Origin of the sequence: Fulvivirga ulvae, assembly GCF_021389975.1 — a bacterium.
Lineage (GTDB): Bacteria > Bacteroidota > Bacteroidia > Cytophagales > Cyclobacteriaceae > Fulvivirga > Fulvivirga ulvae.
Genome location: NZ_CP089981.1, coordinates 4,223,060 through 4,249,583, shown reverse-complemented (window position 1 = coordinate 4,249,583; position 26,524 = coordinate 4,223,060). Strand labels below are relative to the sequence as shown.

Annotated in this window: 24 protein-coding genes, 1 tRNA gene and 1 other RNA gene; 8 read left to right on the top strand and 18 right to left on the bottom strand. The window is 40.3% G+C overall.

Going from position 1 to position 26,524, the window contains the following annotated elements; all coding sequences use genetic code 11:
* Window positions 1-24 precede the first annotated feature (24 nt).
* An RNA gene (gene rnpB, locus LVD17_RS18150) (RNase P RNA component class A) lies at window positions 25-434 on the top strand.
* An 86-nt stretch (window positions 435-520) separates the two neighbouring features.
* A complete protein-coding gene (locus tag LVD17_RS18145; protein WP_233760427.1) occupies window positions 521-1,687 on the top strand; it encodes a sigma-54-dependent transcriptional regulator in 1,167 nt (388 codons plus the stop codon).
* A 24-nt stretch (window positions 1,688-1,711) separates the two neighbouring features.
* Here the strand turns inward: LVD17_RS18145 and LVD17_RS28505 are convergent, their stop codons facing one another.
* Together LVD17_RS28505 and LVD17_RS18140 are read right to left on the bottom strand one after the other, a co-directional pair.
* Window positions 1,712-1,843 (bottom strand): hypothetical protein, encoded by a 132-nt coding sequence (locus tag LVD17_RS28505; protein WP_255702480.1) that lies wholly within the window; start codon window positions 1,841-1,843, stop codon window positions 1,712-1,714.
* 90 nt (window positions 1,844-1,933) lie between these two features.
* On the bottom strand, window positions 1,934-2,920 hold the full coding sequence (locus LVD17_RS18140; protein WP_233760426.1) for an acyl transferase: 987 nt from the start codon (window positions 2,918-2,920) through the stop codon (window positions 1,934-1,936).
* Window positions 2,921-2,964: 44 nt separating this feature from the next.
* Between LVD17_RS18140 and LVD17_RS18135 the strand changes: the two genes are divergently transcribed.
* Window positions 2,965-3,762, top strand: coding sequence for a hypothetical protein (locus LVD17_RS18135; RefSeq protein ID WP_233760425.1), 798 nt, complete (start codon window positions 2,965-2,967; stop codon window positions 3,760-3,762).
* Here LVD17_RS18135 and LVD17_RS18130 read toward each other — a convergent pair.
* Window positions 3,759-6,164, bottom strand: coding sequence for an alpha-ketoacid dehydrogenase subunit alpha/beta (locus LVD17_RS18130; protein ID WP_233760424.1), 2,406 nt, complete (start codon window positions 6,162-6,164; stop codon window positions 3,759-3,761). The genes LVD17_RS18135 and LVD17_RS18130 overlap by 4 nt on opposite strands.
* 312 nt (window positions 6,165-6,476) lie before the next feature.
* Between LVD17_RS18130 and ald the strand changes: the two genes are divergently transcribed.
* Window positions 6,477-7,592: an alanine dehydrogenase gene (ald, locus tag LVD17_RS18125; protein WP_233760423.1), complete on the top strand. Its 1,116-nt coding sequence runs from the start codon at window positions 6,477-6,479 to the stop codon at window positions 7,590-7,592.
* Between the two features lie 46 nt (window positions 7,593-7,638).
* Here the strand turns inward: ald and LVD17_RS18120 are convergent, their stop codons facing one another.
* Window positions 7,639-8,082 carry a type I restriction enzyme HsdR N-terminal domain-containing protein gene (locus tag LVD17_RS18120; protein WP_233760422.1) on the bottom strand — a complete coding sequence of 148 codons (444 nt, stop codon included), beginning with the start codon at window positions 8,080-8,082 and terminating at the stop codon, window positions 7,639-7,641.
* A 229-nt stretch (window positions 8,083-8,311) separates the two neighbouring features.
* Between LVD17_RS18120 and LVD17_RS18115 the strand changes: the two genes are divergently transcribed.
* Both LVD17_RS18115 and LVD17_RS18110 read left to right on the top strand, forming a co-directional pair.
* Window positions 8,312-9,082, top strand: coding sequence for an AMP nucleosidase (locus tag LVD17_RS18115; protein WP_233760421.1), 771 nt, complete (start codon window positions 8,312-8,314; stop codon window positions 9,080-9,082).
* Between the two features lie 9 nt (window positions 9,083-9,091).
* Window positions 9,092-10,882 carry an SLC13 family permease gene (locus LVD17_RS18110; protein WP_233760420.1) on the top strand — a complete coding sequence of 597 codons (1,791 nt, stop codon included), beginning with the start codon at window positions 9,092-9,094 and terminating at the stop codon, window positions 10,880-10,882.
* Here the strand turns inward: LVD17_RS18110 and LVD17_RS18105 are convergent.
* The 13 genes from LVD17_RS18105 to LVD17_RS18045 form a co-directional block, all read right to left on the bottom strand.
* The gene (locus LVD17_RS18105; RefSeq protein ID WP_233760419.1) at window positions 10,835-12,196 is read right to left on the bottom strand and encodes an MFS transporter; all 1,362 of its coding nucleotides are present in this window, start codon (window positions 12,194-12,196) and stop codon (window positions 10,835-10,837) included. The two genes, LVD17_RS18110 and LVD17_RS18105, sit on opposite strands and share 48 nt — an antisense overlap.
* Window positions 12,197-12,279: 83 nt before the next feature.
* The gene (locus tag LVD17_RS18100) at window positions 12,280-12,741 is read right to left on the bottom strand and encodes an ExbD/TolR family protein (protein WP_233760418.1); all 462 of its coding nucleotides are present in this window, start codon (window positions 12,739-12,741) and stop codon (window positions 12,280-12,282) included.
* Entirely contained in the window at window positions 12,742-13,329 is a 588-nt protein-coding gene (locus tag LVD17_RS18095) for an ExbD/TolR family protein (protein WP_233760417.1), read from the bottom strand. It abuts the gene before it with no gap.
* On the bottom strand, window positions 13,329-13,655 hold the full coding sequence (locus tag LVD17_RS18090) for a hypothetical protein (RefSeq protein WP_155175178.1): 327 nt from the start codon (window positions 13,653-13,655) through the stop codon (window positions 13,329-13,331). The genes LVD17_RS18095 and LVD17_RS18090 overlap by 1 nt, the downstream gene beginning before the upstream one ends.
* A gap of 33 nt (window positions 13,656-13,688) precedes the next feature.
* Window positions 13,689-14,519: a MotA/TolQ/ExbB proton channel family protein gene (locus LVD17_RS18085; RefSeq protein ID WP_233760416.1), complete on the bottom strand. Its 831-nt coding sequence runs from the start codon at window positions 14,517-14,519 to the stop codon at window positions 13,689-13,691.
* 474 nt (window positions 14,520-14,993) lie between these two features.
* Window positions 14,994-15,081: transfer RNA gene (locus LVD17_RS18080), tRNA-Ser, on the bottom strand.
* Between the two features lie 84 nt (window positions 15,082-15,165).
* A complete protein-coding gene (locus LVD17_RS18075) occupies window positions 15,166-16,236 on the bottom strand; it encodes an asparaginase (protein ID WP_233760415.1) in 1,071 nt (356 codons plus the stop codon).
* Window positions 16,223-17,005 (bottom strand): TatD family hydrolase, encoded by a 783-nt coding sequence (locus LVD17_RS18070; protein WP_233760414.1) that lies wholly within the window; start codon window positions 17,003-17,005, stop codon window positions 16,223-16,225. Before LVD17_RS18070 ends, LVD17_RS18075 begins: the two co-directional genes overlap by 14 nt.
* Window positions 17,006-17,055: 50 nt before the next feature.
* Complete coding sequence (locus LVD17_RS18065) at window positions 17,056-18,144, bottom strand: glycosyltransferase (RefSeq protein ID WP_502798353.1); 1,089 nt, start codon at window positions 18,142-18,144, stop codon at window positions 17,056-17,058.
* Window positions 18,132-18,767, bottom strand: coding sequence for a polysaccharide deacetylase family protein (locus tag LVD17_RS18060; protein WP_233760412.1), 636 nt, complete (start codon window positions 18,765-18,767; stop codon window positions 18,132-18,134). Before LVD17_RS18060 ends, LVD17_RS18065 begins: the two co-directional genes overlap by 13 nt.
* A 1-nt stretch (window position 18,768) precedes the next feature.
* Window positions 18,769-19,989 carry a PP2C family protein-serine/threonine phosphatase gene (locus tag LVD17_RS18055; protein ID WP_233760411.1) on the bottom strand — a complete coding sequence of 407 codons (1,221 nt, stop codon included), beginning with the start codon at window positions 19,987-19,989 and terminating at the stop codon, window positions 18,769-18,771.
* 54 nt (window positions 19,990-20,043) lie between these two features.
* On the bottom strand, window positions 20,044-21,084 hold the full coding sequence (locus LVD17_RS18050; RefSeq protein WP_233760410.1) for a glycosyltransferase: 1,041 nt from the start codon (window positions 21,082-21,084) through the stop codon (window positions 20,044-20,046).
* Window positions 21,085-21,152: 68 nt separating this feature from the next.
* On the bottom strand, window positions 21,153-22,052 hold the full coding sequence (locus LVD17_RS18045) for a lysylphosphatidylglycerol synthase domain-containing protein (protein WP_233760409.1): 900 nt from the start codon (window positions 22,050-22,052) through the stop codon (window positions 21,153-21,155).
* Between the two features lie 86 nt (window positions 22,053-22,138).
* On the opposite strand from LVD17_RS18045, the gene ruvC reads away from it, so the two are divergent.
* Window positions 22,139-22,708 carry a crossover junction endodeoxyribonuclease RuvC gene (gene ruvC, locus LVD17_RS18040; RefSeq protein ID WP_233760408.1) on the top strand — a complete coding sequence of 190 codons (570 nt, stop codon included), beginning with the start codon at window positions 22,139-22,141 and terminating at the stop codon, window positions 22,706-22,708.
* 73 nt (window positions 22,709-22,781) lie between these two features.
* Here ruvC and LVD17_RS18035 read toward each other — a convergent pair whose 3' ends face one another.
* Window positions 22,782-23,873, bottom strand: coding sequence for a DegT/DnrJ/EryC1/StrS family aminotransferase (locus LVD17_RS18035; RefSeq protein ID WP_233760407.1), 1,092 nt, complete (start codon window positions 23,871-23,873; stop codon window positions 22,782-22,784).
* 145 nt (window positions 23,874-24,018) lie between these two features.
* Here LVD17_RS18035 and LVD17_RS18030 point away from each other — a divergent pair, with 145 nt between their 5' ends.
* Window positions 24,019-26,466, top strand: a complete 2,448-nt coding sequence (locus tag LVD17_RS18030; protein ID WP_233760406.1) for a YfhO family protein — start codon at window positions 24,019-24,021, stop codon at window positions 26,464-26,466.
* Window positions 26,467-26,524 lie beyond the last annotated feature (58 nt).

Below are 26,524 nucleotides of genomic sequence, written 5' to 3'. Positions count from 1 at the left end.
CGCCCAAATTGCCTGAAAAATAAAAATGCAAGCTGGCTTATCGCTCCCGGAAAAATCCGGGGGAGGAAAGTCCGGGCAACATAGAGCATCGTACTTCCTAACGGGAAGGCTTTCCGGCTTGCCGGGGGGACAGACAGTGCCACAGAAAATAAACTACCTCTGATTGTATCTGAGGAAAAGGTGAAAAGGTGGGGTAAGAGCCCACCGCCCCGAAGGTGACTAAGGGGGCACGGTAAACCTTACGAGTTGAAAGATCAAATAAGTCACGCTAGCCTGCCTCAGGCAGCTGTCAGGCTGCTCGTCTGACTTTCTTCGGAAATAAGCGTGACGGGTAGATCGCTGTTGACCTCAATGGTGACATTGAGGCCAGATAAATGATAAGCCATCCCGATTCGTCGGGAGGACAGAACCCGGCTTACAGGCTTGCATTTTTTTACTATTTTTAGAGCATTAATCATCAGCTTCCTTGCTAAGCGGCACGTTACTTGCGCTGCTAAGGAACATAACCAAAAATGAATACATGCCAAAGATTTTAATCATTGATGACGAACAGAGCATCAGAAATACTCTGAAAGAAATACTGGAGTATGAGAAGTTCGAAGTTGGCGAAGCCAAAAATGGTGAAGAAGGCCTTAAAATGCTGACCAAAGAAAAATTTGATGCCGTTCTTTGTGATATTAAAATGCCAAAAATGGATGGCATTGAAGTACTTGAGAAAGCTATGGAGCAGGGTATCGATACCCAATTCATTATGATCAGTGCACATGGCACTATTGAAACTGCAGTGGATGCTACAAAAAAAGGTGCCTACGACTTCATTCAAAAGCCACCTGATCTTAACCGCCTGCTAGTGACTTTACGAAACGCTCTGGACAAATCTACCCTGGTCAATGAAACTAAAGTACTGAAGAAGAAGATTTCCAAGAGTTTTGATATTGTGGGAGAATCTGAGGCTATTAGTCAGGTCAAGGAAACCATTGAAAAAGTTGCTCCTACTGAGGCCCGTGTTTTAATTACCGGTGAAAATGGTACAGGAAAAGAACTGGTAGCACGGTGGCTTCACGAAAAAAGCAACCGGGCGAAGGGACCTATGGTTGAAGTCAACTGCGCAGCCATCCCCTCAGAACTCATTGAAAGTGAGCTTTTTGGCCATGAAAAAGGCTCTTTTACCTCAGCCATCAAACAGAGGATCGGAAAATTTGAACAGGCCAATGGCGGTACACTTTTTCTGGATGAGATCGGGGACATGAGCCTTTCTGCTCAGGCCAAGGTACTGAGGGCGCTTCAGGAAAACAAAATTACCCGTGTAGGTGGTGATAAGGAGATAAAAGTCAATGTAAGGGTAGTGGCTGCCACTAATAAGGACTTAAAAACGGCCATTGAGGAGAATAAATTCAGGGAAGATCTTTACCACAGATTAAGCGTAATTTTAATTAAAGTACCGGCGCTCAGAGACAGAAAGGAAGATATACCGCTGTTGGTAGAGAGATTTTTGGTAGATATAGCCGCAGAGTACGGATCCAAACCTAAGGCCATCAGCGACAAGGCACTAGAGCTACTACAGAAGCACGACTGGACCGGGAACATACGTGAATTAAGAAACGTTGTAGAACGTTTAATAATAATGTCTGGTACTGAAATTACCACCGACGACGTTATCCGTAATGCAGATATTAAACAGGAATAGACTCAGGTAGGAAAAGAAAGGATTTTACATTCTTTCTTTTTCGCTCTTTACCTCCTCTTTCTTCACCTCTTTTTTAGCATAGGTAGGACAGGTATATTGACTGCAAGCAGACAATCCGAACATTACGAGGAGTACTACAGCTAATCTTAGTTTCATTTTCCAGTTTTTAAGTATTAACGAAATATAACCAAAAATATTAAACTAAATCATATTTATCAAATGATTGTTGAATTATCAAGGCACTTTTTAATAGACCATCAGATTACAACCTCTTATATCTGAGTTATCAAACCTCCCGATTACTTCAAAATCGCCGATTTGGGAGACTCTGCCCATATCCTGGGTTTCTATAAAGGCACACGTATCAATATTAGCAAGATCAATAACATTTATACCCCCTGATGTTCTCCTTATATTCAGGTCAAACGGATCATTAATATCCCGTAGAATAACTTTCATCCAGGGTGGACACTGAAAAACACCTTCCCCGTCAGAGTATGCCTGCGATAGTAGTTCGGTCATACCATATTCAGAGTGGACTCGCCCTATATTTAAACCCTCCTTTAATACATCGTGCAACTCTTCTCTGATCATTTCCGCTCTTCGCCCCTTCATCCCGCCGGTTTCCATCACTATAACACCGGAAAGGTCAGGCTTATATTGCTCAGCGAGATCGAGCAATGCGAATGATACCCCAAGTAACACAATCTTCTCCCTGTCCTCAATTTTATCAATCGTATCGATCAGCCTTTCATAGTCATTCAAATAAAATCCGCTGTAGGGTGATGAACTATGTTTTATAAAATAATCAGCCATATAGACAAGCGAAGAGCTGCTACGCTCGAGATAAGAAGGCAGCAGTGCCAGAAAATGATACTGTCCAAGTGGTCCGTAAAACCTGCGAAATATCTCCTGGCAGTTTTGCAAATAAAACCCAAGATTCTTCACATAGTGCTTACTGGTAGTTGTACCCGTGGTACCACTACTCTCAAATACCGCCTGAGTCTGCCAGTTCCCTGTTTTAATCTCCTGCGTCTTGAAGAAAGAGATCGGCAAAAAAGGGATTTGTTCAACGTTCTTAACATGGTTTGCCTGAATTCCGATATTTTGAATAAATCTTTTATAAATAGCACTGTTAGTGGCCTGATATTGAAACAGATTTAGTGCAACCTCATCAAAATTTGATTTATTTGTATGAAAGATATCCGTGTAAAAACTTTTAGAAGATTTCAATCGTTAGTTATTTTATGTGTTTCAACCGTATCAAATTCCCAAGGATGAAGATAAATACTTTATTGCTTTTTACCGTTGGATTGTTGCTAACATCCTGCCTTAAAGATCCCGACTTTCCTGATAATCCTGTATTGAAATCTATGGACTTGTCTTATAAGGAAATAGGAGGCCTGCAGGAGGATGACTCACTGATCATTTCTTTGCACTTTCAGGATGGCGATGGCGATTTAGGGTTTGATGCTTCCGATGACAAGCATATATCTTCACCATATAACGAATTTGGCTTCTACTCATACAATCCTAGTACTAAAAGTAAAACTATCTTTGCCCTTGACACCCTGACAGCTTCGTCTGAGGTGCACCTTGCTCTGGTTCAGAATATGATAGCTGTATCCGACAGGAGTATCCCGGAACTTGATACGCTGCCTCCATATGATTTTCCGTATACCTGCGATAACTGGCAGGAAGTAAACATTACAGCCGGCAATACGACATTAAAAGAAGATACAGTATATTATCAAAAGAATCCCCGGTATAACAATATTTACGTAGACTTCTTTCTGGAAAATTCAAGCGGGGAATTTGAAGAGTTTTTCTGGGAATATATTCAGGAACCCCAATGTAATATAGCCTACCACGGACGCTTTCCTATTATCAATGAGGTTGGAGAGGAAACCCCTTCTGAAGGTACCCTGACCTACCGCATTCCGAATAAAGGATGGAAATCAACTTTTGGAAACAAAAAATTCAAGATCAGGGTAACTATTCTTGACAGGGCCGGAAATTACAGTAACGCTATAACATCCGAGCCTGTTACACTTGATGGTATCAAGGTGAATTAGTATATATCAGGATATTTTTCCGGATTAGCTTCAGCCATAAGAGCATATACCTTGTCAAATACTTCTTCGGTATTTGGTTTGGAGAAGTAATCCCCGTCCGAGGCATAAGCCGGCCTGTGCTCTTTGCCGGTGATGGTAACAGGTTTTGAATCCAGGTATCTGTATCCTCCCTGCTCTTCAAGTACTTTCTGCATCATAAATGCACTCGCACCACCAGGTACATCCTCATCAGCAAACACGACACGATTGGTCTTCTTAAGAGATTCCACAATCGAATGATCAATATCAAAAGGCAACAGCGTCTGAACGTCAATCACTTCACATGAAATACCTTCTTCCTCCAGTTGTTCCGCAGCTTCCATAATTACCCTACACATCGAACCATAAGTAACAATGGTAACATCCTCTCCTTTTCTCAATACATCAGGTTTGCCCAAAGGAACTGTAAACTCTCCAATGTTAGTCGGCACACGCTCCTTTAGCCTGTAGCCATTCAGGCATTCGATGATCAAAGCGGTATCATCAGATCTCAGCAAGGTATTGTAAAAACCCGCAGCCTGAGTCATATTACGGGGCACCAGTACGTATATACCCCTGATGCTGTTAAGGATCATGCCCATGGGAGAACCTGAATGCCATACGCCTTCCAAACGGTGGCCTCTGGTCCTTATTATCAATGGGGCTTTCTGCCCACCTTTGGTTCTATACTGAAGGGTGGCCAGATCATCAGAAAGTATCTGAATGGCATATAAGAGGTAATCCAGGTATTGAATCTCAGCAATCGGTCTTAACCCACGAAGAGCCGCCCCGATGCCCTGACCTATTATAGTGCATTCTCTTATTCCGGTATCCGTTACCCTAAGCTCTCCATATTTATCCTGAAGCCCGGCGAAGGCCTGGTTTACATCTCCGATTTTTCCAACATCTTCTCCGAAAGCAAAAACACGGGGGTCTCTTGCTAATGCTGCATCAAAGCATGCCTGTAGCACTTCCCTGCCATCAACCAGTTTAACTTCACTATCAAATTCCGGCTCAACCACCTCGACATGAAGTGCGCTCTGGGGCGATTCGCTATATAAATGAGAGCTAAACCTCTCAAAATTTTCTTTTTCTACTTTCTTCACCCAATTCTGCAACAGCTTACGGGCAGGAATATCTTCACTTTTCAATAAGCGCAACGCTTTCTTAACAGCTTTCAGGCTATCTAAACGAATGGGGTTAAGCACCCCCTCAAGATTGGACTTAATACTTTTAATGGCTTCAGCATGGCTGCTTTGCTCCTGAGCTTGTCCCAATAAGTCAAGCGCTGATTTCTCATCTTCTTTGATTGACGCAATGAAAGCCTTCCATGCAGCATTTTTAGCATCTTTCGCCGTTTGTTTTGCCTGCTCTTCTATGTTATCAAGTTCCTCGGCATCAACATAACCGTTTTCAAGTATCCACTCTCTAAATTTCACAATACAGTCATGCTCCTGCTCCCATTGCAAGCGCTCTTTAGATTTATATCGTTCGTGTGATCCTGATGTTGAATGTCCTTGGGGTTGGGTCATCTCCTGAACATGTACCAGAGTAGGTATATGTTCTTCTCTTGAAATTTCAGCTGCCTTCTGATACGTCTTTACAAGGTTTTCATAATCCCAGCCACGCACGGTAAATATGTCAAAACCATTCTCTTCGCCACTTCTCTGGAACCCTGCCAGTACTTTTGAAATACTTCCTTTTGTAGTATGATATTCTTTTGGAACAGAAATCCCATATTCATCATCCCAAATCGAAACCAGCATGGGTATTTGGAGCACACCGGCAGCATTTATGGCCTCAAAAAACATTCCTTCGGAAGTTGAGGCGTTACCAATTGTACCAAAAGCAACTTCGTTGCCATGGATTGACAAATTTTTAAAGCCTTCCAGATCTTTATTTTGTCTGAATAATTTGGAGGCATAGGCCAACCCCACTAAGCGAGGCATCTGCGCTGCTGTAGGAGATATATCTGAACTGCTATTTTTATTCTCTGTTATTGGATTAAAGTCTCCATCATCATTGAGCATCCGGGTAGCAAAGTGACCATTCATCAGCCTCCCGCCGGAAGCCGGATCAGCTTTAATATCTGTATGGGCATATAGCTGGGCAAAATACTCCTGTATGGTAAGTTCGCCAATAGCGAACATAAAAGTCTGATCTCTGTAGTAACCGGATCTAAAGTCCCCTTTTTTAAAGGCCTTGGCCATCGCTATCTGGGCAATTTCTTTTCCATCCCCAAATATTCCGAATTTGGCCTTACCCATAAAAACTTCCTTTCTTCCTAATAAGCTTGCCTCCCGGCTTTCACAGGCTAACTTATAATCCTGCAATATCTCACTTACTTTACTAGAAGTTTTTCTGACGGTTTTTATAGTACTCAAATCCTTTTGATTTAATTGATTTTACAATTGATCACTTTTATGTGAAGAGTAACAAAAATAACGAAAAAGCTAAAGCTTTCAAATCGGGAGCAAGTCACCGAAACCAGCACCTTATATATTTTAACAAATGAGCCAACCTATATATTGCGAAATACTTAAAAATAAAGACGAAAATTTTGCAAAAATATAAATTCATAAAATTTTATTTTTCTAAAAAAATTACTATGAAATCCTGCCATAAAATTAATTGCAAACGTCTGCATTATATTTTTTGCTTACTATATTTGTACCCCCTTATAAACAATTGAAGTCATGATAATAGGTGTACCTAAAGAAATTAAAAACAACGAAAATCGTGTTGCACTAACCCCTGCCGGGGTTCAGGAACTGATCAAAAGAGGTCATACAGTCTATGTTCAATCAACTGCCGGCGAAGGTAGTGGCTTTCCCGATAGCGAATATGTATCTGCAGGCGCTAAAATGCTTCCCACTATCGAAGAAACATATGGTATTGCCGAGATGATTATGAAGGTTAAGGAGCCTATCGAACCTGAATATAAGCTGATCAAAGAAAACCAACTGGTATTTACCTATTTCCATTTCGCTTCATACGAACCGCTTACAAAAGCAATGATCGAAAGTAAGGCGGTATGCCTGGCTTATGAAACTGTTGAAAAAGAAGACAGAAGCCTCCCTCTACTTGTACCTATGTCTGAAGTAGCAGGTCGTATGTCAGTTCAGGAAGGTGCCAAATATCTTGAAAAACCTTTAAAAGGTAGAGGTATACTTTTGGGTGGTGTGCCTGGTGTAAGACCCGCCAAAGTTTTAATTCTTGGTGGTGGCGTGGTAGGTACCAACGCAGCTAAAATGGCAGCCGGTATGGGAGCAGATGTTACCATTATGGATGTAAACCTACCCAGACTGAGATACTTGGATGATGTTATGCCTGCGAACGTTAATACGTTCATGTCCAATGAATATAACATCCGTGAACTGATCACGACCCATGACCTGATCATCGGAGCGGTACTTATACCCGGAGCCAAAGCTCCTAACCTGATTACCCGTGACATGTTAAAAGACATGAGACCCGGTACTGTTCTCGTAGATGTGGCAGTTGATCAGGGTGGTTGTATTGAAACATGCAAACCTACCACACACCAGGATCCTACGTACATTATTGACGATGTGGTTCACTATTGCGTGGCTAATATGCCCGGAGCTGTTCCTTATACGTCAACTCTGGCATTGACTAATGCTACACTTCCTTATGCTATACAGCTGGCAAATAAAGGCTGGAAGAAAGCATGTCAGGAAAATGAAGAATTGAAACTTGGTCTTAATATTATTAATGGAGAAATTGTTTACAAAGCCGTTGCCGATGCATTCAGCTTACCAAGCACTGATGTTTCTAAATTTTTAAATTAAGATTTTATATATCTGCAAAAAAGGGCTTTCTTTCGAAAGCCCTTTTTTATTCAAAATCCGGAAAGGAATTAATAAAATTCATCTTTCCTCTTTCCAGATCAAATTCACAGCAGTAATGTGTAAGTCCGTTTGAAATCACTGCATAACGTGCTCCCAACTGCCGATTATACATCGAAACCTGGTCAATAGCTGCCTGCGTGATCTTTACATCGAAGGATTTACATTCGACAATCAAAAAAGGACTTGCCGTACGGTTGTACACAAGAATATCAGATCTTTTTTGTAACCTGTTGTATTTAAGGCCCGACTCAACCTTTATGAGCGATTTTGGATATGACCTGTTATAGATCAGAAAATGGATCAAATGCTGCCTGACCCATTCTTCAGGGGTCAAGAGTATAAATTTTCTTCTAATAACATCAAAAATCTCAACTTTCCCCTCATTTTTTCTAATATTGCAGTCAATTTTTGGGAGATTCAATTCAACCATCTTCAAATTTAAAGAATAAGAAAGCAGATACGTTGATTAGCCCTATGATTTATTAAAAATCGTGGCTTGCAAGCAACAAAATCGGTGATACCTGCCAGCCCTATTCGAAACTTTTAGTATCTTATACCAACAACTGCCCGGATGATCTCTCATAACAAACTCAATTGAATGCTGAAATATTGGCTGCATACACTTCGAAACATGTAACATTTTAACAACTAATAAATATATGAAAACAAAAAAGGAAATTGTTGATAACTGGTTACCACGGTACACAGGCGTACCTCTCAATCAATTTGGAAAGTACATTCTGTTAACCAATTTCATCAACTATGTCCACATGTTTGCCGAGAAGTTTGGCGTACAGGTAAATGGTCTGGATAAACCTATGCAAACAGCTACAGCCAATAATATAACGATTATTAACTTCGGGATGGGTAGTGCAATGGCTGCTACAGTTATGGATCTGATATCAGCTATCGAGCCAAAAGCTGCTTTATTTCTGGGAAAATGCGGTGGTTTAAAAAAGAAAACAAAGCTGGGCGACCTGATTCTGCCTATCGCAGCAATCAGAGGTGAAGGTACCAGCGATGAATATTTACCCATGGAAATACCCGCTCTTCCATCATTTAGTCTTCAGCGAGCTGTTTCATCTATGATAAAAAGCCGCGAACTGGATTATTGGACAGGCACTGTCTACACCACCAATCGCCGGGTCTGGGAACATGACAAAGCCTTTAAAAAATATCTTCGTGAGATAAGAACAATGGCTATTGACATGGAAACAGCGACAATTTTCACGGTAGGCTTTAAGAATGAGATCCCGCGTGGAGCACTTCTGCTGGTATCTGATAACCCTATGATCCCCGAAGGTGTTAAAACCTCCGAAAGTGACAAAAACGTCACCAGCTCGTATGTCAGCAACCATTTGGAAATAGGCATCGACGCATTAATGGAATTAATCAATTCGGGAGATTCTGTCAAACACCTGAGATACTAAGTCTTTTATATGAACGTCATTGAGATTGGTTTACAGCCTTATTTCGTTATAGCTGTCATTCTGTTATTGTTCATTTCGATATACTTTGAGTGGCTGAAACCTGCTGTAAGCTTCTTGTTTGCAGCATTGCTTCTTGTGGTATTCGGAATAATATCACCGGCAGAAATACTTGAAGGCTTTTCAAACCAATCCATTGCCAGTGTTATACTGCTTATACTTATCACCGCCGGTATCAGGAGTCATTTTAATGTTGAGCTATGGCTGGATAAAGCGTTTGGAAAAGCAAAGACCTACAGGCAGTTTCTGATATCCATGATGAGCAAGGTAGCTGTACTCTCCACTTTTGTTAATAATACTCCTGTGGTAGTATTGATGACACCATACGTGTTTAGCTGGGGAAAAAAGAACAACATATCTCCCTCCAAGCTACTTATACCGCTCTCCTACTCAACCATCATGGGAGGAATGGTGACACTCATAGGAACCTCAACCACACTGGTATTGAACGGGTTTATGATTGAGAACAATTTACCGGGTATTGATCCCCTGGAACTTCTTTTCACGGGTAGTATTGTTGCCATCATATGTATAATCTTTCTCATGCTCTTCAGCAATAAACTTTTACCCAATCGTAAAGACATTATAGAAAAATTTGAGGCAAATAAGAGACAATACCTTATTGAAAAAAGACTTAGTGAAAATAGTCCGCTGATAGGTAAATCAATAATTGAGGGAGGTTTAAGAAACCTAAGCGGGGTGTATCTTGTAGAGATTGTCCGAGACGACAAGCTGATCTCTCCCGTTACGCCAAAGGAAATCATTCAGGCCAAGGACATTCTCATATTCGCAGGCAATACGGACAATATTGTAGACCTTACATTAACTGATATTGGCGTTGAATTGCCCGAGAAACTGACACCATCCACTAACGGAAAACTCCGGGTAGTTGAGAGTGTTGTAAGCGCCAATAGTAGCCTTATAGGAAAAACCGTAAAGAAGTCAAACTTCCGGGAGCGCTATGATGCGGCCGTTATTGCAGTACACCGCAACGGAGAAAAACTAAGCGGAAAAATCGGAAAAATTAACATCAAAGCAGGTGATGTGCTTTTGCTTTATGTAGGCGAAGAATTTAATGACCGTATAGACTTGTATAAGGACCTTTATGTCATTACCGGGGAGACTAAGGAAATAGACAAAAAAAATAATGGTTACTATAAGCTGGTGATTATCGGAATAGTAGTTTTAGGTCTCGTAATTACTCAAGTCTTTAATCTGTTCCTTTCGTTGATGTCCATATTTACAGTGATGGTGGCTATGAAACTGATTACTATCCAGAACGTTAAACGCGACCTGGATATCAGCCTGGTAGCCATCCTTGTATTATCATTATCCATTGGAGAGGCTATGATAAATACCGGCACAGGTGAATTGATAGCCCATCAGGCATTACGCTTCCTTCAGCCTTATGGAAACATTGCTATATTAGCCGGTCTAATGATTATAACCACTCTGCTCACTTCTTTTATAACCAATGTTGGAGCGGTGGCAATTGCATTTCCATTAACATTCGCCATGACCTCAGGCATGGGGATAGACGGGGGGCCGTTTTATTTAGGAATTGCCTTCGCAGCCTCGGCAGCCTTTCTTACTCCGGTAGGCTACCAGACAAACCTGATTATATATGGCCCTGGTGGCTATAACTTTAAAGACTTTTTAAAGATAGGCCTCCCGGTAACTATAATCTACTTAATTTTAGCTATCTCTTCTGTCATCTTTCTTTACAAAGGCATATTTATCTAGGCTATCTGTTTCTTCCAACTTTATAACCCTGTGCATTGGCACCCTGATCAACAACAAAAATCCCATGCCAACCATAAAGAAAAGCATTAATGCCAGTGTACTATTACGCATATCACCGGTAATCTGCTCTATCAGGCCATATGCGAATGTTCCGAAAACAATGGAAATATTAAAAGCCACATCATAAAAGCTAAAATAAGAAGCATGATCGATGCTCCCTTTAGGGATAAGCTTGGCGTAAGTAGCTCTTGACAAAGACTGAATTCCTCCCATTACAAGCCCCACAACAAAGGCCAGTACATAGAATTCGTACTCGTTATATACAAAATAAGCTCCCAGACAGATAAGTATCCAAACGAACACCATGATCAATAATGAGGCTTTGTTGCCCTTTATTTTGCTGACATAAGCAAAGAAGTAAGCTCCAAAAACTGCGACTATATTAATCAGCAAAACAGTCATAATAAGTTTGCCATCTTCAAGTTTTAGCTCTTTAGAGCCAAAAGTAGCTGCCAAGTACATAACTGTCTGGACACCCATATTATAAAAGAAAAATGCCACAAGAAAAAGCTTCATTACCGAGAGTCCCTTGATGCTATTCCAAACCTTAAGGAGTTCATTGTACCCCTCTGTAAGTATATTGCCTTTTGGCTGTTGATTATAAACATTGTCAGGCACCCGGGAAAAAGTAATTTGTGAAAATAATATCCACCAGACACCTACTAAAAGAAATGAGAATCTTACGGCAGTTTGCCCTTCGGCAAATCCCAGGGTATCGTGATACTCAATCATTACCAGATTAACCACCAGCAATATAACACTACCTATGTATCCCAGGGCGTAACCTTTGGCACTGGTTTTATCCATCTTGTCTTCAGTTACAATCTCAGGAAGGAAGGCATCATAGAAAACAAGGCTGCCTGAGTACCCTATGCTGGCCATTACCGAGCAAATAATTGCCAGTTCGACATCTTCAGGGCCGTTAAAAAAATAAAGGCCTATGCATGACAATGCTCCCAGATACATGAAGCACTTCATAAACAATTTTTTCCGGCCGCTATAATCAGCTATTCCGGACAGAAGTGGCAGTATAATAGCCACGAAAAGGAATGAAAAAGATAGTGAATAGGAATAGAGCACCGAATTCGTTATCTCCAACCCAAAAAAATCTACTTTATCGTAGCCACTTTCGGCTGTAGTAATACTGTTGTAATAGACGGGAAAAATTGCAGAAGTTATAACCAGGGAATAAACGGAATTGGCCCAGTCATACATGCACCATCCATTGATGGTTTTGGGGTTATTAAGCTCCATTATAAAAGTGTTGAAACAAAAAGGGCTTGCTGTTGGTAACAGTAAGCCCTTTTCTATATTATTACATTATTTAACTGAAATAGTTATTCTTCCATTTCCTGTAATGTGGTGTAGAGAAGCTTTCTGGCATTTGCCTTTCTAAGCTGAAACTCTACATCAGACACCAAACCTCTTTTTGCTTCTTTATCAACTTTCATTGCGATAGTGATCTGGTCTCTTTCTACTTCATCCAGTTTATCCTTTTCCTGATTTACCCACAACACCACATCTTTAGGCTCGATGAAAACATCGTTAGCCTGAATCCTTGGTTCAGAGCCCCACTGAGATGTTTTCTTTGGTTCTCCTATATACAAGTAGCTTACCAACGATTTTCTCTGTAGTTTTCTTAGCTGTGTAGCATCGGGAATCCTTTGTTTTACGTTGATAGTAACCTCTCTCAATACTGTTGTTACCATAAAGAAGAACAACAGCATGAAGATAATATCAGGTAAAGCAGATGTAGGGATATCCTGTTTTGTATTTGCTTTTTTCTTAAATTTTGACATTTAACCTCCAATTTTAGATGGTTCTGCAATAGAGATGTTCATTGGGAACTCCACTTTTCCATCCTTCAAACCTCTTCCCTTGTCATACAATCTCTTATTTTCAGGATCAGAAAGATCGTTGGAAATATCTCTCCATTGCTTATTTGTTACTCCTACTCTATCGGCATACATATCATAGTATGCACCCTGAACCTGATCCAGTACCTCTATAAACATCTCCTGGCTTGTTCCTCTATCAGTCTTAAAAGACACAATAGCATCTTTAGGAGAATCAGAGAGCTCAGGATTACGACCATTGTTCAACACAAATTCTTTGATCATAGATTTAATAGCCGTAACATCTGTCAGAGGTTCTCCCTCAACCAAAAGCTTATCAGCAGAGTTTACCTGAATTTTGAAGATGTTTCTTTCAGGTATTTTAATGTCCATCTGCTCCATTGTATCCGGATCCGGAGGAAGCAAAAGGCTCAGACCTCTGTCGTTAGCAATTGTGGTTGTCACCAGGAAGAAGATCAGCAGCAAGAAGGCAATATCCGCCATCGAGCTGGAGTTAATCTCCGGGTTATCTCTTTGTTTATTCCTAGCCATTATTTAATAGCTTTATTGATTTCAGAAAATACGATCCCAATTACTGCTATAATGAAAAGTACATACATCAGCATTAAAGATCCTCCTACGAACTTTGAGCTGGTTTCGTTAACACCAAACTCAATGTATGCATTAGTTACCGTGCTGTCTGCTATAGACCAGGTAATGACAAAAAGCACTATCAAGGCAACTACCCCTATCGCACTTCTTATTAATGACTTAGGGTGGCTAAGCGAGTTGATCAGTGGCAGTACAATGGCAGCCAAAGCTGCGATTGCCACCATAATCATCGCTACCCACAACGCTATATTAATAAATGATTCCATATATAATTTACGTTAAGTTTACTAAAAATTCGATTAAGCTCTACCAGTAAGCTTGTGCTTAACAAGAAGGTCAACCAAAGTGATTGATGCATCTTCCATCTGGTTTACCAGAGAATCAATTTTAGAAACTAAGTAGTTATAGAACACCTGAAGGATGATACCTACAAAAAGACCGGCAACAGTCGTTAAGAGAGCTACTTTAATACCGTTGGCAACAATCTGAGGAGAAATGTCACCAGCAGCCTGGATAGCATCGAATGCACCAATCATACCAATTACAGTACCGGTGAAACCAAGCATTGGAGCAAGAGCGATGAAAAGAGATATCCATACAAGACCTTTCTCAAGTCTACCCATCTCTACTGATCCATATGCAATGATTGATTTCTCAACCATTTCGATGCCTTCAGACATTCTCATCAAGCCCTGAGTAAAGATTGAAGCAACAGGTCCTCTGGTATTTCTGGTCACCTCTTTAGCAGCCTCAACACCGCCTGAAGCCAAAGCATCCTCAACATTTGCCAAAAGCTTATCAGTATTGGTTGTAGCCAGGTTCAAAGTTATAATTCTTTCAATAGCAATAGCCAAACCTAAGATCAAACAGATAAGTACCGGCGTCATCCACTCAACACCACCTTCGATAAATTTATCTTTAACAACCTGATGGAATGACTTTTCAGTCTCTACCTCCTGAACAGGCTCATCTTCTACTACAGGATCTGGTTCTTCAACTACAGGGTCAGCCGTTGCAGCTGTAGTATCATTCTCCACAGTCGTTGTATCTACAGACTCTTCCTGAGCCATAGATTGAGAACCAAGGGAAAGAACCCCTACCAGCGCCAATAATGTAAATAGTTTTTTCATAATTCAAGTTTTAAGTATTTCTCAGAGTTTTTGTTTTGAGAGTGTTAAACGATTATAATTTATAGTTAAAATTAATTAAAAGTTTCAAATCCAATGGATAAGAACGCAATATTCAATTCTTATCCGACTTATACAAAATTCTTATAAGACTAATTCGGGCAGCATATTTAGTATAATTTTTCGGAACATTAAATACTATAGCCCGTTTAATTTTAAAGCGAGGGATTTAATTATCAATTTGATCTGAGCAGATTGAAAGGTTTGTTTTGTACAATAAATTCGACCTGTCTGATTTCCTATCAATATTTTCAGCGTAAAGAAAAGAATATAACTGTACATTATCCTTTTTCACACTACCCTCACAATTAGTCTTTTACTCCTTTCGAACCTCAAATCTATCCGACTCCGTTCCCCAGGTTCTTCTTAAGATGAAGGGTGTTTTAATACACCATTTTCTTTCATCCGTATGTCAAGCGGAGAGGAAGGGATTCGAACCCCCGGTACCCTTTTGGGGCACACTCACTTTCCAGGCGAGCACCTTCAACCACTCGGTCACCTCTCCATGCGTAAAGCCTTTGCTTCACGGCAAGCACAAATAAATCAATAAAAAACACTTTATGCAAACATAAAATAAATTTAAATGACTTTAATTCAGCGTTAACTCGCCGCAAATCGGTTCTATTAACCGTTTTTTGATAAGCATCCGATCCTGCTCCTCGCCAAGCACCATCATTAGCTTAGTGATTGCAGCTTCAAGAGTAAGGTCAGCGCCTTCTATAACACCCAACTCATTTAATTGTTGACTTGTATCATATCTGCCCTGTATAACTCTTCCTCCAGGACATTGCGATACATTAAGTATTACTATACCCTTTTCAATAGCCTCTTTTATAAGATCAATAAACCACTCTGATGTGGGGGCATTGCCAGATCCAAAAGTCTCCAGTACTACTCCCCTCAAGCCATCAATACAAAGTACAGCCTTAACGGCTTCCTTTGTAATACCCGGGTATAACTTAAGTATAACGACCCGGTTGTCAAATTTACTGTGCAGTGTAAGTGGTTTGTCACTCTCAATTTGACGAATGGCAGATGTGTTATAGTTAATAACAACTCCCGACTCAGCCATAGTAGGGTAATTTTCTGACTCAAACGCATCAAAATGGAGGCTTTGGACTTTTTTTGACCTATTCCCTCTTAGCAATACATAATCAAAGTAAATACAAACTTCTGGTACGAGCGGTCGGTCTCCTGAACCGCTGGAAGCAATTTCAAGAGCGGTAATCAGGTTTTCCCGGGCATCGGACCTCAAAGAAGATATTGGTAGCTGGGCTCCGGTAAATATTACCGGCTTACCCAGGTTTTCTAGCATAAAGCTTAATGCCGACGCAGTGAATGCCATAGTATCAGTGCCATGCAACACGACAAAGCCGTGGAAATCGTTATAATTTTCAAAAATAATCTGACCAATTTTCACCCAGTCAGTCGGGCCTATATTTGAAGAATCTATAGGTTCTTCGAAGGAAATAACGGTCAAATTCAACTCTAATTGTCTAAGTGAGGGCACGTGATTCAAAATAGAGCTGAAATCGAAAGGAATTAATGCTCCTTTTTCGTCGTGCACCATGCCCAGTGTACCTCCTGTATATATTATTAGTATGGAGGTTTCTGGCTTAATATAAGCCGAGGTTATAATATTTATTTTAGAGTAGTTCATTTTGGCTGAAAAGTTTTAGGGCGTTTGACGTCGTTTTTGCGGCTACCTCGTTCAAAGGCATCTCTTTTAATGTGGCTATTCTTTTGGCAACAATCGGAATGTAGGCCGGCTCATTTCTCTTACCCCGATGCGGAACTGGTGCAAGATAAGGGCTGTCCGTTTCCAATAGCATGTGTTCAGGGCCCAGGTGTGGTATCACAGTATCCAGGCCACCATTCTTAAAAGTTGCAACTCCTCCAAATCCAAGATAGAACCCCATATCAGTTATTTTCCTTGCCTGCTCCAGGTTCCCTGAGAAGCAATGAAAGACTCCCGTCAACTCATCAGTTTTTAATGATTCAACCAACTCAATGGTCTCATCAATGGATTCTCTGCAGTGAATCACAATGGGTAGTTTATATTGCTTTGCCCACTCTACCTGTACTTTGAAGGCCTCCTGCTGCTCACTCCAGAAAGTCTTGTCCCAATAAAGGTCGGTACCTATTTCTCCTATTGCCGCAAATGTCCTTTTACCCAGCCATTCCTCCACTATGTACAATTCTTTCTCGAAGCCTTTTTTGACGGAACATGGGTGTAACCCCATCATGGAAAAACAATTTGTGGGGTATCTGTTTTCCAGTTCCATCATGTCATCAACAGATGTGTGATCTATATTTGGCATGTAAATCTTATTAACTCCATGCTCAAAGGATCTTTCCAGAACATCCTTCAAATCCTCTTTGAACTTATTAAGGTAAATATGAGCGTGGCTGTCTACAAATTCGTTCATTCTGCTGTATATAATTCATCAAACAAAAAAAGTCACAAGACCGGCCAAAGTTAATATTTCCTGCCTTTCCATTTGATTTTAGTCGGAATTAAAAAGAAAATTGAACTGAGAACAGACAAACTGAAGGAATAGAACTCATAAAACAGTAATGCTGCCCAATTAACGGACAGGTTAAGCCTTTTATGAATGGCCAGGATAAAACATATCTGAGCAGACACTTTCAGGAGTAAAATGCTGCACCCCAGGTATAAATGAGAGATGATCAGTGGGATAATAGCCAAATGAAACAGGGCCTGAAATAATAACAAACTGACTATAGGAACGGGCAGCTGTACCGCCCCAAACATCCACCTCTTTCTCTGATGAAGCAGGCTTTTGAGTCCCTCAACACTCCTTGTTGTGGCTAGAACATCCCGATTCAATAGCTGCGTGAGCCGATAACCCTGGTTATTGATTTGCTTAAATAATTCGAAATCCTCAGTGATCGAAAAGGGAATACTTTCATACCCTCCTACACTTTCGTAGGATTCACGTGTTACACACATATTATTCCCAATAGCTGTTACCGGTTTTCCTAAATCGGTTATTACCTTTATCATTCCCATAGCAAAAAGCCAGTCTACATTTTGCAAACCATTACCTTCAACTGCCGTGACACCGTTAACGATGCCTACGCCGGGTTTCAGGCCGTGTAGCATTCCTGATACCCAATTTTCGTTCACGGCAATATCAGCATCTGTAATAAAATAAACATCACCGGTTGCTTCTTGTGCCAGGTGGGCCAGCACATTGGCCTTACCACGTGCTCTTCCAAGGTTTTCGGCAATCTCTACTATTTGAATATGAGGGTGGTTCTTGCTCAATTCCTGAGCTCTACACAAAGTATGATCCTCTGAGGAGTCATCTCCAATCCATATTTCCAGCTTAGTCTTAGGGTAGTTTAAATTCAACAGCGCGTGGATACACCGCTCTATATTGTGCTCTTCATTGCGGGCAGCTACTAATATGGAAACTCTGGGCAAGTCAGCAGGCAGTGCATTGCGCGCTCTACGACGTATGCACCAAAATAAGATTAGCATTAAATCTATTATTATGGCAACAGTGCATATGCCTGCTAAAATCACTGTTAGTTCATACATATTGATTTAAACTGATACCCTAGTTCATGAAAATGTTTAATAAAGGCTGGCAAAGCATATTTTACATTGGCCTGAGCTTTTAGGTTATCATGGAACAGTACAATAGAGCCATTACCGGTTGCTTTAATAGTTTGTTTCAGGCACCTTTCAGGGTTAATTTTCATACTATAGTCCCCTGAGAGCACATTCCACATAACGATATGATACTCCTTGTTCAATGCGCTAATTTGCTTTCTTGAGATTTTACCATAGGGTGGACGAAGAATTTTAGCGCGCTGACCGAGACCATCCAGTTCATCCTGGCAGCGTTTAACATTCTCAATATATTTCTCAAAATCGGTTTTCCAACCATTAAGGTGATTGTAAGTATGATTAGCCAGGGTATGCCCTCTGTTTATAGCACTTTCTGCAATGTATGCATGCTTCCTTAGGTTTTCTCCTACGCAAAAAAAAGTGGCCTTAGCATCAAACTGATCAAGGGTGTCCAGAATAAAATCAGTAAGACCAGGGATTGGGCCATCGTCAAAGGTCAGGTAAATCGTTTGTGCATTTTCCGATGGTATATGCCAGGTTAGTTGAGGGTAGAGCCACCTAACTATACCGGGAGTCTTATGAAAAAACATATTAAGGCTCTATTTTACATGATAACATCGTAATATCATCTTTATAACCGTTCCTTCCTTTAAAACCATCCAGGTCAATAATAATGTCCTGATGAATCCGTCTGAGGTCTTTATTCCTGTTTTTACCAAAGTAATCAAGCAATTTCTGTAACCCAAACTCATCCCCACTCTCGTTTTCAGTTTCCGTAACTCCATCGGTATAGCAAAAAAGCAGAAAATCATCTAAATCTGTTAAGAACCCTTCATTGATAAAAGGTAAGGGATGCAATGCTCCTAGAACGGTTGAGCCCTCCTCCAAAAGTTGTACTTCTCCTTTTCTGTTTACTAATAACGGAGGATTATGCCCGGAATTGACATACACCAAAGTCTTCAGCTGATGGTCGTATATACCCAGAAAGCAGGTAATAAACTTTTCTCCTTTGGCATTTTCAAGCACATGGTAATTAAGCTCTTCAATAATTTCCTTAATATTAGGTGTCTGCCTCACAAGAGTTCTCAGAGAAGCCTGAAAGTTCGACATCATTAATGCCGCAGGTATACCTTTACCCGAAACATCGGCTATACAGATAAGAAACTGGTTTTTATTGATTGGAATATAGTCATAATAGTCACCTCCCACCCTATCGTGAGGAAGGTAGCTGGCTTCTATCTTTAGTCTTAGTCCGTAAGGCAGACTTTCCGGAAACAAAAATTGTTGTACATCACTGGCAATTTCCAGCTCTTTCCTTAGTGCTTCCTGCTCCAGTTGCTTTCGTGCAAGTTTCTTATTTTCTATAGCAACAATAATAATATTGCTTAGTGCCTGAATAAACCTCATGCTGCTTTTACGGGCATCGTCATCTTCCTCCTCCAGGTCACCTACAAAAACCAAGGCCAGTATTGAAGATTTATGAGAGATGGGTACCACGCAGTCAAACTCATCAAATACGTCCCCTCTTCCTTTTATAATAGGTGTTATAGAAGTATTTTTTGTAAACTCCTCATCCAACTCGGTAGTAAAGCAATCCATCTCAGTACCATAATTCACTTTACATTCCCACCTTTCATCTAAAACGTAAAGCGCAAGTCGTTTAATATTCAGATTGGCTCTAAGGGTAAAATCATAAATCTTATAGAGAGACGATTCAGGTAGGTTGTTATTAATCGCCTGAGTGATCTCTAAAAGGGCGTTGAGTTCAAGCTCTTTTAAATTATACCTGTTTTGTAATGACAATGTCTCCATAAGAAATCAACCTACACACCTAATACAATATAATAAATATTTGAAAAAGATAGGCTAATGTTTCCTCCCTTTCCACCTGTATGTGCCAAAGTTAGCAGCTATTCCGAATATTATAACATAAAACGGATAGGTAAATTGCAAGAAAATAAAATGTATTAAGTTCAGACCTTTATTAAGGAAATTTAAAATTTTATTCAGAAAGAATAATTCCAATATAACTTTTAAGGTGATCACAATTACCAAAATTACACTCCCCTGAAAACCAGCTACCAACAAGCCAAGAGCTGTTATAAAAGACATGTTAAACATTAAAATGAATACCGCCAGAGCGCTGGTTTTTATACTTGAATAATGCTTCCATTTGCTCGCCCAACGTTTACGTTGTTGAAAAAAACTGTACCAGGATTTGTGAGACCGGGTATATACTATCCCATCTTTGGATTTGTTAAAACGGACTTTCCCCTCAAATGCCTTCCAGAACTTATGCATTAAAAATTCATCGTCCCCACTGGCTATTTTCTCATTGCCATTGTACCCCCCAACATCAAAAAAAGCCGTTCTGAGAAATGAAAGGTTGGCACCATTACACATGTTAGGCATATGCAAAGCCAGACTTGCCGCTCCGGAACCTATTAAACTGGCAAATTCAATAGTCTGAAGTTTTTCGAAAAAGGTTGATTCTTTTTCAATGGTAACCGGCCCTGTCACCATGTGTGTATCACTATTTTCATAAAATTCAGCAATGCTGTTTAACCAATTCTTACCGAAAGTGCAATCGGCATCGGTGGTCACAATAACTGAGCCTGCTGATGCTTTAATGCCTTTCAAAAGTGCCTGCTTTTTCCCTTCACTTGTTTCCAGGTGTAATAGTGAAATTGAAAATTTTGCCTTTGGTATAAACCTATTAATTATCTCAACCGACGAATCATCTGAGTGATCATTAACCAGTATCACCTCGTATGCCTGATCAGAGATACTCTGCCCCTGAAGGCTACTCAGGAGGTTGGGTAAATTATTCTGTTCATTTCTGAAAGGTACAATGACGGTATAATAATGGCTTGGCTGCCCCTCGTACGTGGATGATTTTTTATTCAATGCCCATCCTATATTAAGAAGCAACAATAATATACAATACACAGAAATTATAACAATCAAAACCAAACTCATCGTGTTTTTAACCTCATCTTTAACGTAAGTGGAGCCCCGGTTATAGTGGGAACAAGTACATTGATCAGCCATAAAGTTAAGCTGGCACTAATAACACCCACAATATCAACATGATATTTCTCAAAGAAATAGATGGCTGAAAACTCTCTCACACCAAGGTCACTTAGGAAATTAAAGGTTGGCAATATGGATTTGGATAAAAATATCCAGGTTACGCCGGCCATATTCAGATGCAGACTTACCTCTGGCAAAAACAAGACAAGTATGACTCCGAACTGAAAAGCAAATACGATATAACGGAGAACAGATACCAGTAGAATGGCCGTAATTTCTCTTGCCGAATACATCCCTATAATACCAAAGTAGTAGTTTATTCTTACTCTTAGTTTTTCGGAAGGCGCTATGCCTGATATCATTCTACCTCTAATCACTAAATATGTTATAAGTAAAGCACCTCCAAGCACTACTGCCGACGAAACATAGATCCATAAAGCAGTGACGGAAATATAATACAACCCTACACTTCCAAATAAAAGTGTGGGAACCATTTGACAAAAACGACCAAGCATAATAGCTCCTATGTATCTACCTCTCTGAGGGTTATTGACTTGCATAACCCTCCCAAAGTAATCTCCAAGGCCGTGAGGAGTAATAAAACTCAGGCTCAAACCGGTAAGTACACCTTTAACTGCATTCATAAACGACATTCCGGACAGTGGCCTGACCAGAGTTCTCCATTTCACAGCTTCCAGTCCCCAGTTTAGCGGCATTAAAATCAATACAAGCGCCAGTAACCCGGGGTTATTGTAAAGAACCACCTGAATATAGTTCCACGTCGTCTCAGCAACATCCTTTCTATCTTGCAGTTTTAAATAAATGAAAGTAATTAAAAACAAGAGGACGACAACTTTAATGATCGGCCATAGGGTTGGTTTATAAAAAGAAGCTTTTATTAGATTGGGCATATTCATAAATTGCGCGTGTGGGCAAAATAGATAAAAAACCTCAAACCGAGAGGATAATTTTAGGGTTAGATCCGGGAACAAGTGTAATGGGGTATGGATTGATCGCTATAAAAGGCCAAAAGTTAAGTTTGATCCAGTTTGGGGTCATTCACCTCAGCAAGTATTCGGGTCATGAATTGAAGCTCAAAAAGATCTTTGAGCGTGTTTTAAGCCTCATCAATGATTACCATCCTGATGAAGTAGCCCTGGAAGCTCCCTTTTATGGAAAGAACGTGCAGTCGATGCTCAAACTCGGTCGTGCACAGGGAGTGGCTATGGCTGCTGCTTTGTCAAGGGAGATCCCTATCACCGAATATGCTCCTAAAAAGGTAAAGCAGTCTGTAACTAGCAATGGAAATGCCTCCAAGGAGCAGGTTGCCAGCATGCTCATGTCTCTTTTAAATTTTAAGGAAGCACCAAAACTATTAGATGCCACAGATGCGCTGGCTGTAGCAGTCTGTCATCATTTTCAAAAAGGAGTTGCACAAACAAAATCCTCAAAAAGCTGGGGCGCATTTGTGAGTGAGAATCCGGGGAGGGTGAAATAAATTAAAAAAAGAATATTGTTATATTTTCAGGATGCGCAAATCCATTTTCACCTTTCGGCCCTTCCTGTAATCTTTATTTTCCAGTGCTCATAAAAGCTTTTACATGATCTAAAATATACTCTACCTCTGCATCTTCCATCCCTGGATATAGAGGCAAGGATAAAACTTCACCAGCGGCTCTTTCTGAGTTGGGAAGCACTTCGGACACTTGATAAGCTTCAATTTTGTGAATAGGTACAGGGTAATGTATGGCTGTCTCTATGCCATGTTCTGATAAATATTTCCTTAACTGGTTTCTAAGAGCAGTTTGAATTACAAAAAGATGGAATACCCGATCTATTCCATTATCAGGTAACTTCATGTCCAGCTTGTTCATACCTGATAAATAAATTTGAGCCAATCTTCGACGTTCATCGTTCCACTGATCCAGATAAGATAATTTTAACGATAAAACGGCTGCCTGTAACGCGTCTAACCTGCTATTTTCTCCTATTGCAACATGCTCATCACGTGCCTTTTGTCCATGATCTTTCAGCAAACGAACAGTTTGAGCCAGTGTAGCATCATTAGTTATAATAGCTCCCCCGTCACCCAGAGCACCAAGGTTCTTCGTGGGGTAAAAACTAAAAGCTGCTGCATCCCCTATTGTTCCGACCTTTTTACCCATATAGCTAGCGCCGTGTGCCTGGGCACAATCTTCTATGACCTTAATCCCATACTCTTTGCCTAAATTGATAATAGGATCCATATGACAAGGTATCCCATAGAGATGTACAACAATTATTGCCTTGGTTTTTGATGTGATCAGGTTTGCAATTGTTTCCCCTGAGATACAGTATGAATCCATAGGGATATCTGCAAAAACGGGTCTTGCTCCAACGGCATGTACTACCTCAGCATCTGAAACCCAGGTGAAGGAAGGCACGATTACTTCGTCTCCTTTACCTATACCAAATCCTTTCAGAATTAACTCCAATGCATCTGTACCGTTAGCACAACTTATACAGTTTTCTGCTTTCAGGTACCCGGAAAAGGCATGCTCAAATTGCGTCACATGCTTCCCTCCTATATACCAGCCTTCCTCAATAATATTTGATGTAGTTGTTAACAGCTTTTCCTTAATTTCAGCCTGTTGCCTTTTTAAATCCAAAAACGAAACCTTCATATTATCATTCGAAAAATTATAATCCACAAATTTTCATCATAAAGAACTGAACTTTATAGAACTAATAAAACAATTCATTTTCCCAAAGAGTATTTATATTTGGCTAATTTTGAATTTCGCACAAGCCGCTAAAAACTAACGCTGAATGAAACAATTTAATTTTAAAAAGGATTTTCTCCCCCATATTATAGCCATTGGCATCTTTTTCTTAATCACTTTAATTTATTACCAGCCTTTATTTTTCTCCAACGAAACAATAAGTCAGAACGACGTTCTTCAAGGCCTCGGGGGTGGCCAGGAGGCTGTTGAATTCAGACAGGAAACAGGCGAAGAGGCCCTCTGGGTAAATAGTATGTTTGGTGGTATGCCTGCGTATCTTATCAATTTATATTGGAGTGGAGACCTTTTAAGACATTTTCAGGCTATTGCATCATTAGGATTGCCCAGTCCAGCCGAATCGACGTTTTTAGCTTTTATATGCTTTTACATACTTCTTTTGGTATTTAGAGTAAGGCCATACATCGCTATCATCGGAGCATTGGCTTATGGCTTGAATAGCTTTAACATAATAAGTATAGAAGCAGGACACATGTGGAAAGTAAGGGCCATAGCATTTATGCCGCTTGTTGTTGCCGGTTTTCATTTATTGTTTCGAAAAGACCGTAATTTGGTTTGGGGTTTTGTGCTTACAGCACTTGCAATAGCATTGGAAATAAGATCAAATCATTTTCAAATAACTTATTATCTCGTATTGCTACTATTGTTTTATGGTATCAATGTTCTTATTGAAGCCGTAAAGTCAAAAAATTTCAAACCCTTCTTCCAAAGTACTTTATTGCTTTTGCTGGCAACAGTTGTGGCTATTGGCTGTAACCTGGGTCGCTTATGGGCAACTTATGAGTATACTCAATATTCGACCCGTGGTAAATCTGACCTTACTCAAAAGGCAGGTGAAGCCGGTCTGGACAGAGATTATGTTTTTGCATGGAGTAGTGGAAAAATGGAGTCCATGACTCTATTGATCCCTAATTTCTATGGTGGTGCCAGCCAGCAAAAACTAGATGACGATTCCAACCTGGCAGAGGCACTTCGCCAAAATGGTGCTCCTCCTGACCAGGTCAGGCAATTTACCAACAACGCAGGTACATATTGGGGTGACCAGCCTTTTACAAGCGGGCCAATTTACGCGGGAGCCATTGTATGCTTTTTATTTGTACTAGGGATTATACTCGCTGATAACAAAACACGCTATTGGCTCATTGGAGCTACCGTTTTTTCACTATTGTTGGCCTGGGGTAAAAATTTTGATACTTTCAACTATCTGATGTACGACTACTTCCCCGGTTACAACAAGTTCAGGGCTGTTTCCATGGCTATAAGCATTGCTTTACTTAGTATACCACTATTAGGCTTTATCGGTTTAGAAAAACTAATGCAAAAAGAAGGCGCTAAAGCATTGACTAAACCATTATTAATGGCCGCAGCAATAACCGGAGGTATTGCTCTTTTGACGGTAATATTTGCAGGAATAGGCTCGTTTAAAGGTCTTATTGATGATCGTATGGCCAGTCTGCCCGCTTGGTTTATAGAAGCGCTTAGAGAGGACAGGGAAGCATTGATGAGGTCTGATGCCTTAAGAAGTCTTATTTTCATATTACTAGCAGGTACCACTCTATTCTTTTACACCAAAAGCAAAATATCTACTTCTGTAACATTTTTGATTATAGGAGGCTTGATATTAACTGATCTATGGGCCGTAGATAAGCGGTATCTTAATGATGGAAACTTTACGAGAAGTCCGAAAAAGAACTTCTTTGCGGCAACACCTGCCGATAAAAAAATCGATTCTGACAATGATCTTCATTACCGCGTGCTTAATTTAGCCAATCCGTGGAATGAAGCAAGAACCAGCTACCACCATAGTTCCGTAGGCGGCTACCATGGTGCCAAACTTAAAAGATACCAGGAGTTGGTAGATCACTGCCTTGATGAACAAAAGAATCAAGTCATAGAGTCCATACAATCCGGAACTGCTAATTTTTCGCGGTCGGGAGCCATAAATATGCTTAACACCAAATACTACACCTATGGCCCAGAAGCCGGTAATGTAATTCCTAATCCTGCAAATTTTGGCAATGCATGGTTGGTAAGCGATGTACAGAAAGTCAATTCGGCCGATGAAGAAATAGCCGCAACTTGCAAATTAGAGTCCAAAAGCACCGCGGTTGTAGACGTTTCTCGTTTTGAGGTATCAGATAATGTGGCGGGTTCAGGAAATATAGAATTAGTGGAGTACAAGCCTAACTACCTGAAGTACAAAGTTGAAGCCAGCAGTAATGCATTAGCTGTCTTTTCGGAGATTTATTACCCAAAAGGATGGGTTGCCAAGATAGATGGTAAGGAAACAGACATTATCAGGGCCAATTATATACTGCGTGCAGTGAACATACCTCAAGGTGAACATGTGGTAGAATTTGAATTCAGGCCAAAGGCTTATTTTGTTGGGAATAAGGTTATGATGGCGAGTTCAGGATTCCTGCTTTTGCTTATTGTTGCTTCCCTGGCTTGGTCTTTTATCAAAAAGAAAGATTAACGTACTACAGAGAAATCGACTTGAAAACCCATTAACCTATTAGGGTTTGCTATAAAAA

Excerpts from the sequence above, each read along its gene's own strand:
- LVD17_RS18145 (WP_233760427.1), top strand. The coding sequence starts at position 521 with ATGCCAAAGATTTTAATCATTGATGACGAACAGAGCATCAGAAATACT.
- LVD17_RS28505 (WP_255702480.1), bottom strand. The coding sequence starts at position 1,843 with ATGAAACTAAGATTAGCTGTAGTACTCCTCGTAATGTTCGGATTGTCT.
- LVD17_RS18135 (WP_233760425.1), top strand. The coding sequence starts at position 2,965 with ATGAAGATAAATACTTTATTGCTTTTTACCGTTGGATTGTTGCTAACA.
- ald (WP_233760423.1), top strand. The coding sequence starts at position 6,477 with ATGATAATAGGTGTACCTAAAGAAATTAAAAACAACGAAAATCGTGTT.
- LVD17_RS18120 (WP_233760422.1), bottom strand. The coding sequence starts at position 8,082 with ATGGTTGAATTGAATCTCCCAAAAATTGACTGCAATATTAGAAAAAAT.
- LVD17_RS18115 (WP_233760421.1), top strand. The coding sequence starts at position 8,312 with ATGAAAACAAAAAAGGAAATTGTTGATAACTGGTTACCACGGTACACA.
- LVD17_RS18110 (WP_233760420.1), top strand. The coding sequence starts at position 9,092 with ATGAACGTCATTGAGATTGGTTTACAGCCTTATTTCGTTATAGCTGTC.
- LVD17_RS18105 (WP_233760419.1), bottom strand. The coding sequence starts at position 12,196 with ATGGAGCTTAATAACCCCAAAACCATCAATGGATGGTGCATGTATGAC.
- LVD17_RS18100 (WP_233760418.1), bottom strand. The coding sequence starts at position 12,741 with ATGTCAAAATTTAAGAAAAAAGCAAATACAAAACAGGATATCCCTACA.
- LVD17_RS18095 (WP_233760417.1), bottom strand. The coding sequence starts at position 13,329 with ATGGCTAGGAATAAACAAAGAGATAACCCGGAGATTAACTCCAGCTCG.
- LVD17_RS18090 (WP_155175178.1), bottom strand. The coding sequence starts at position 13,655 with ATGGAATCATTTATTAATATAGCGTTGTGGGTAGCGATGATTATGGTG.
- LVD17_RS18085 (WP_233760416.1), bottom strand. The coding sequence starts at position 14,519 with ATGAAAAAACTATTTACATTATTGGCGCTGGTAGGGGTTCTTTCCCTT.
- LVD17_RS18075 (WP_233760415.1), bottom strand. The coding sequence starts at position 16,236 with ATGAACTACTCTAAAATAAATATTATAACCTCGGCTTATATTAAGCCA.
- LVD17_RS18070 (WP_233760414.1), bottom strand. The coding sequence starts at position 17,005 with ATGAACGAATTTGTAGACAGCCACGCTCATATTTACCTTAATAAGTTC.
- LVD17_RS18065 (WP_502798353.1), bottom strand. The coding sequence starts at position 18,144 with ATGTATGAACTAACAGTGATTTTAGCAGGCATATGCACTGTTGCCATA.
- LVD17_RS18060 (WP_233760412.1), bottom strand. The coding sequence starts at position 18,767 with ATGTTTTTTCATAAGACTCCCGGTATAGTTAGGTGGCTCTACCCTCAA.
- LVD17_RS18055 (WP_233760411.1), bottom strand. The coding sequence starts at position 19,989 with ATGGAGACATTGTCATTACAAAACAGGTATAATTTAAAAGAGCTTGAA.
- LVD17_RS18035 (WP_233760407.1), bottom strand. The coding sequence starts at position 23,873 with ATGAAGGTTTCGTTTTTGGATTTAAAAAGGCAACAGGCTGAAATTAAG.
- LVD17_RS18030 (WP_233760406.1), top strand. The coding sequence starts at position 24,019 with ATGAAACAATTTAATTTTAAAAAGGATTTTCTCCCCCATATTATAGCC.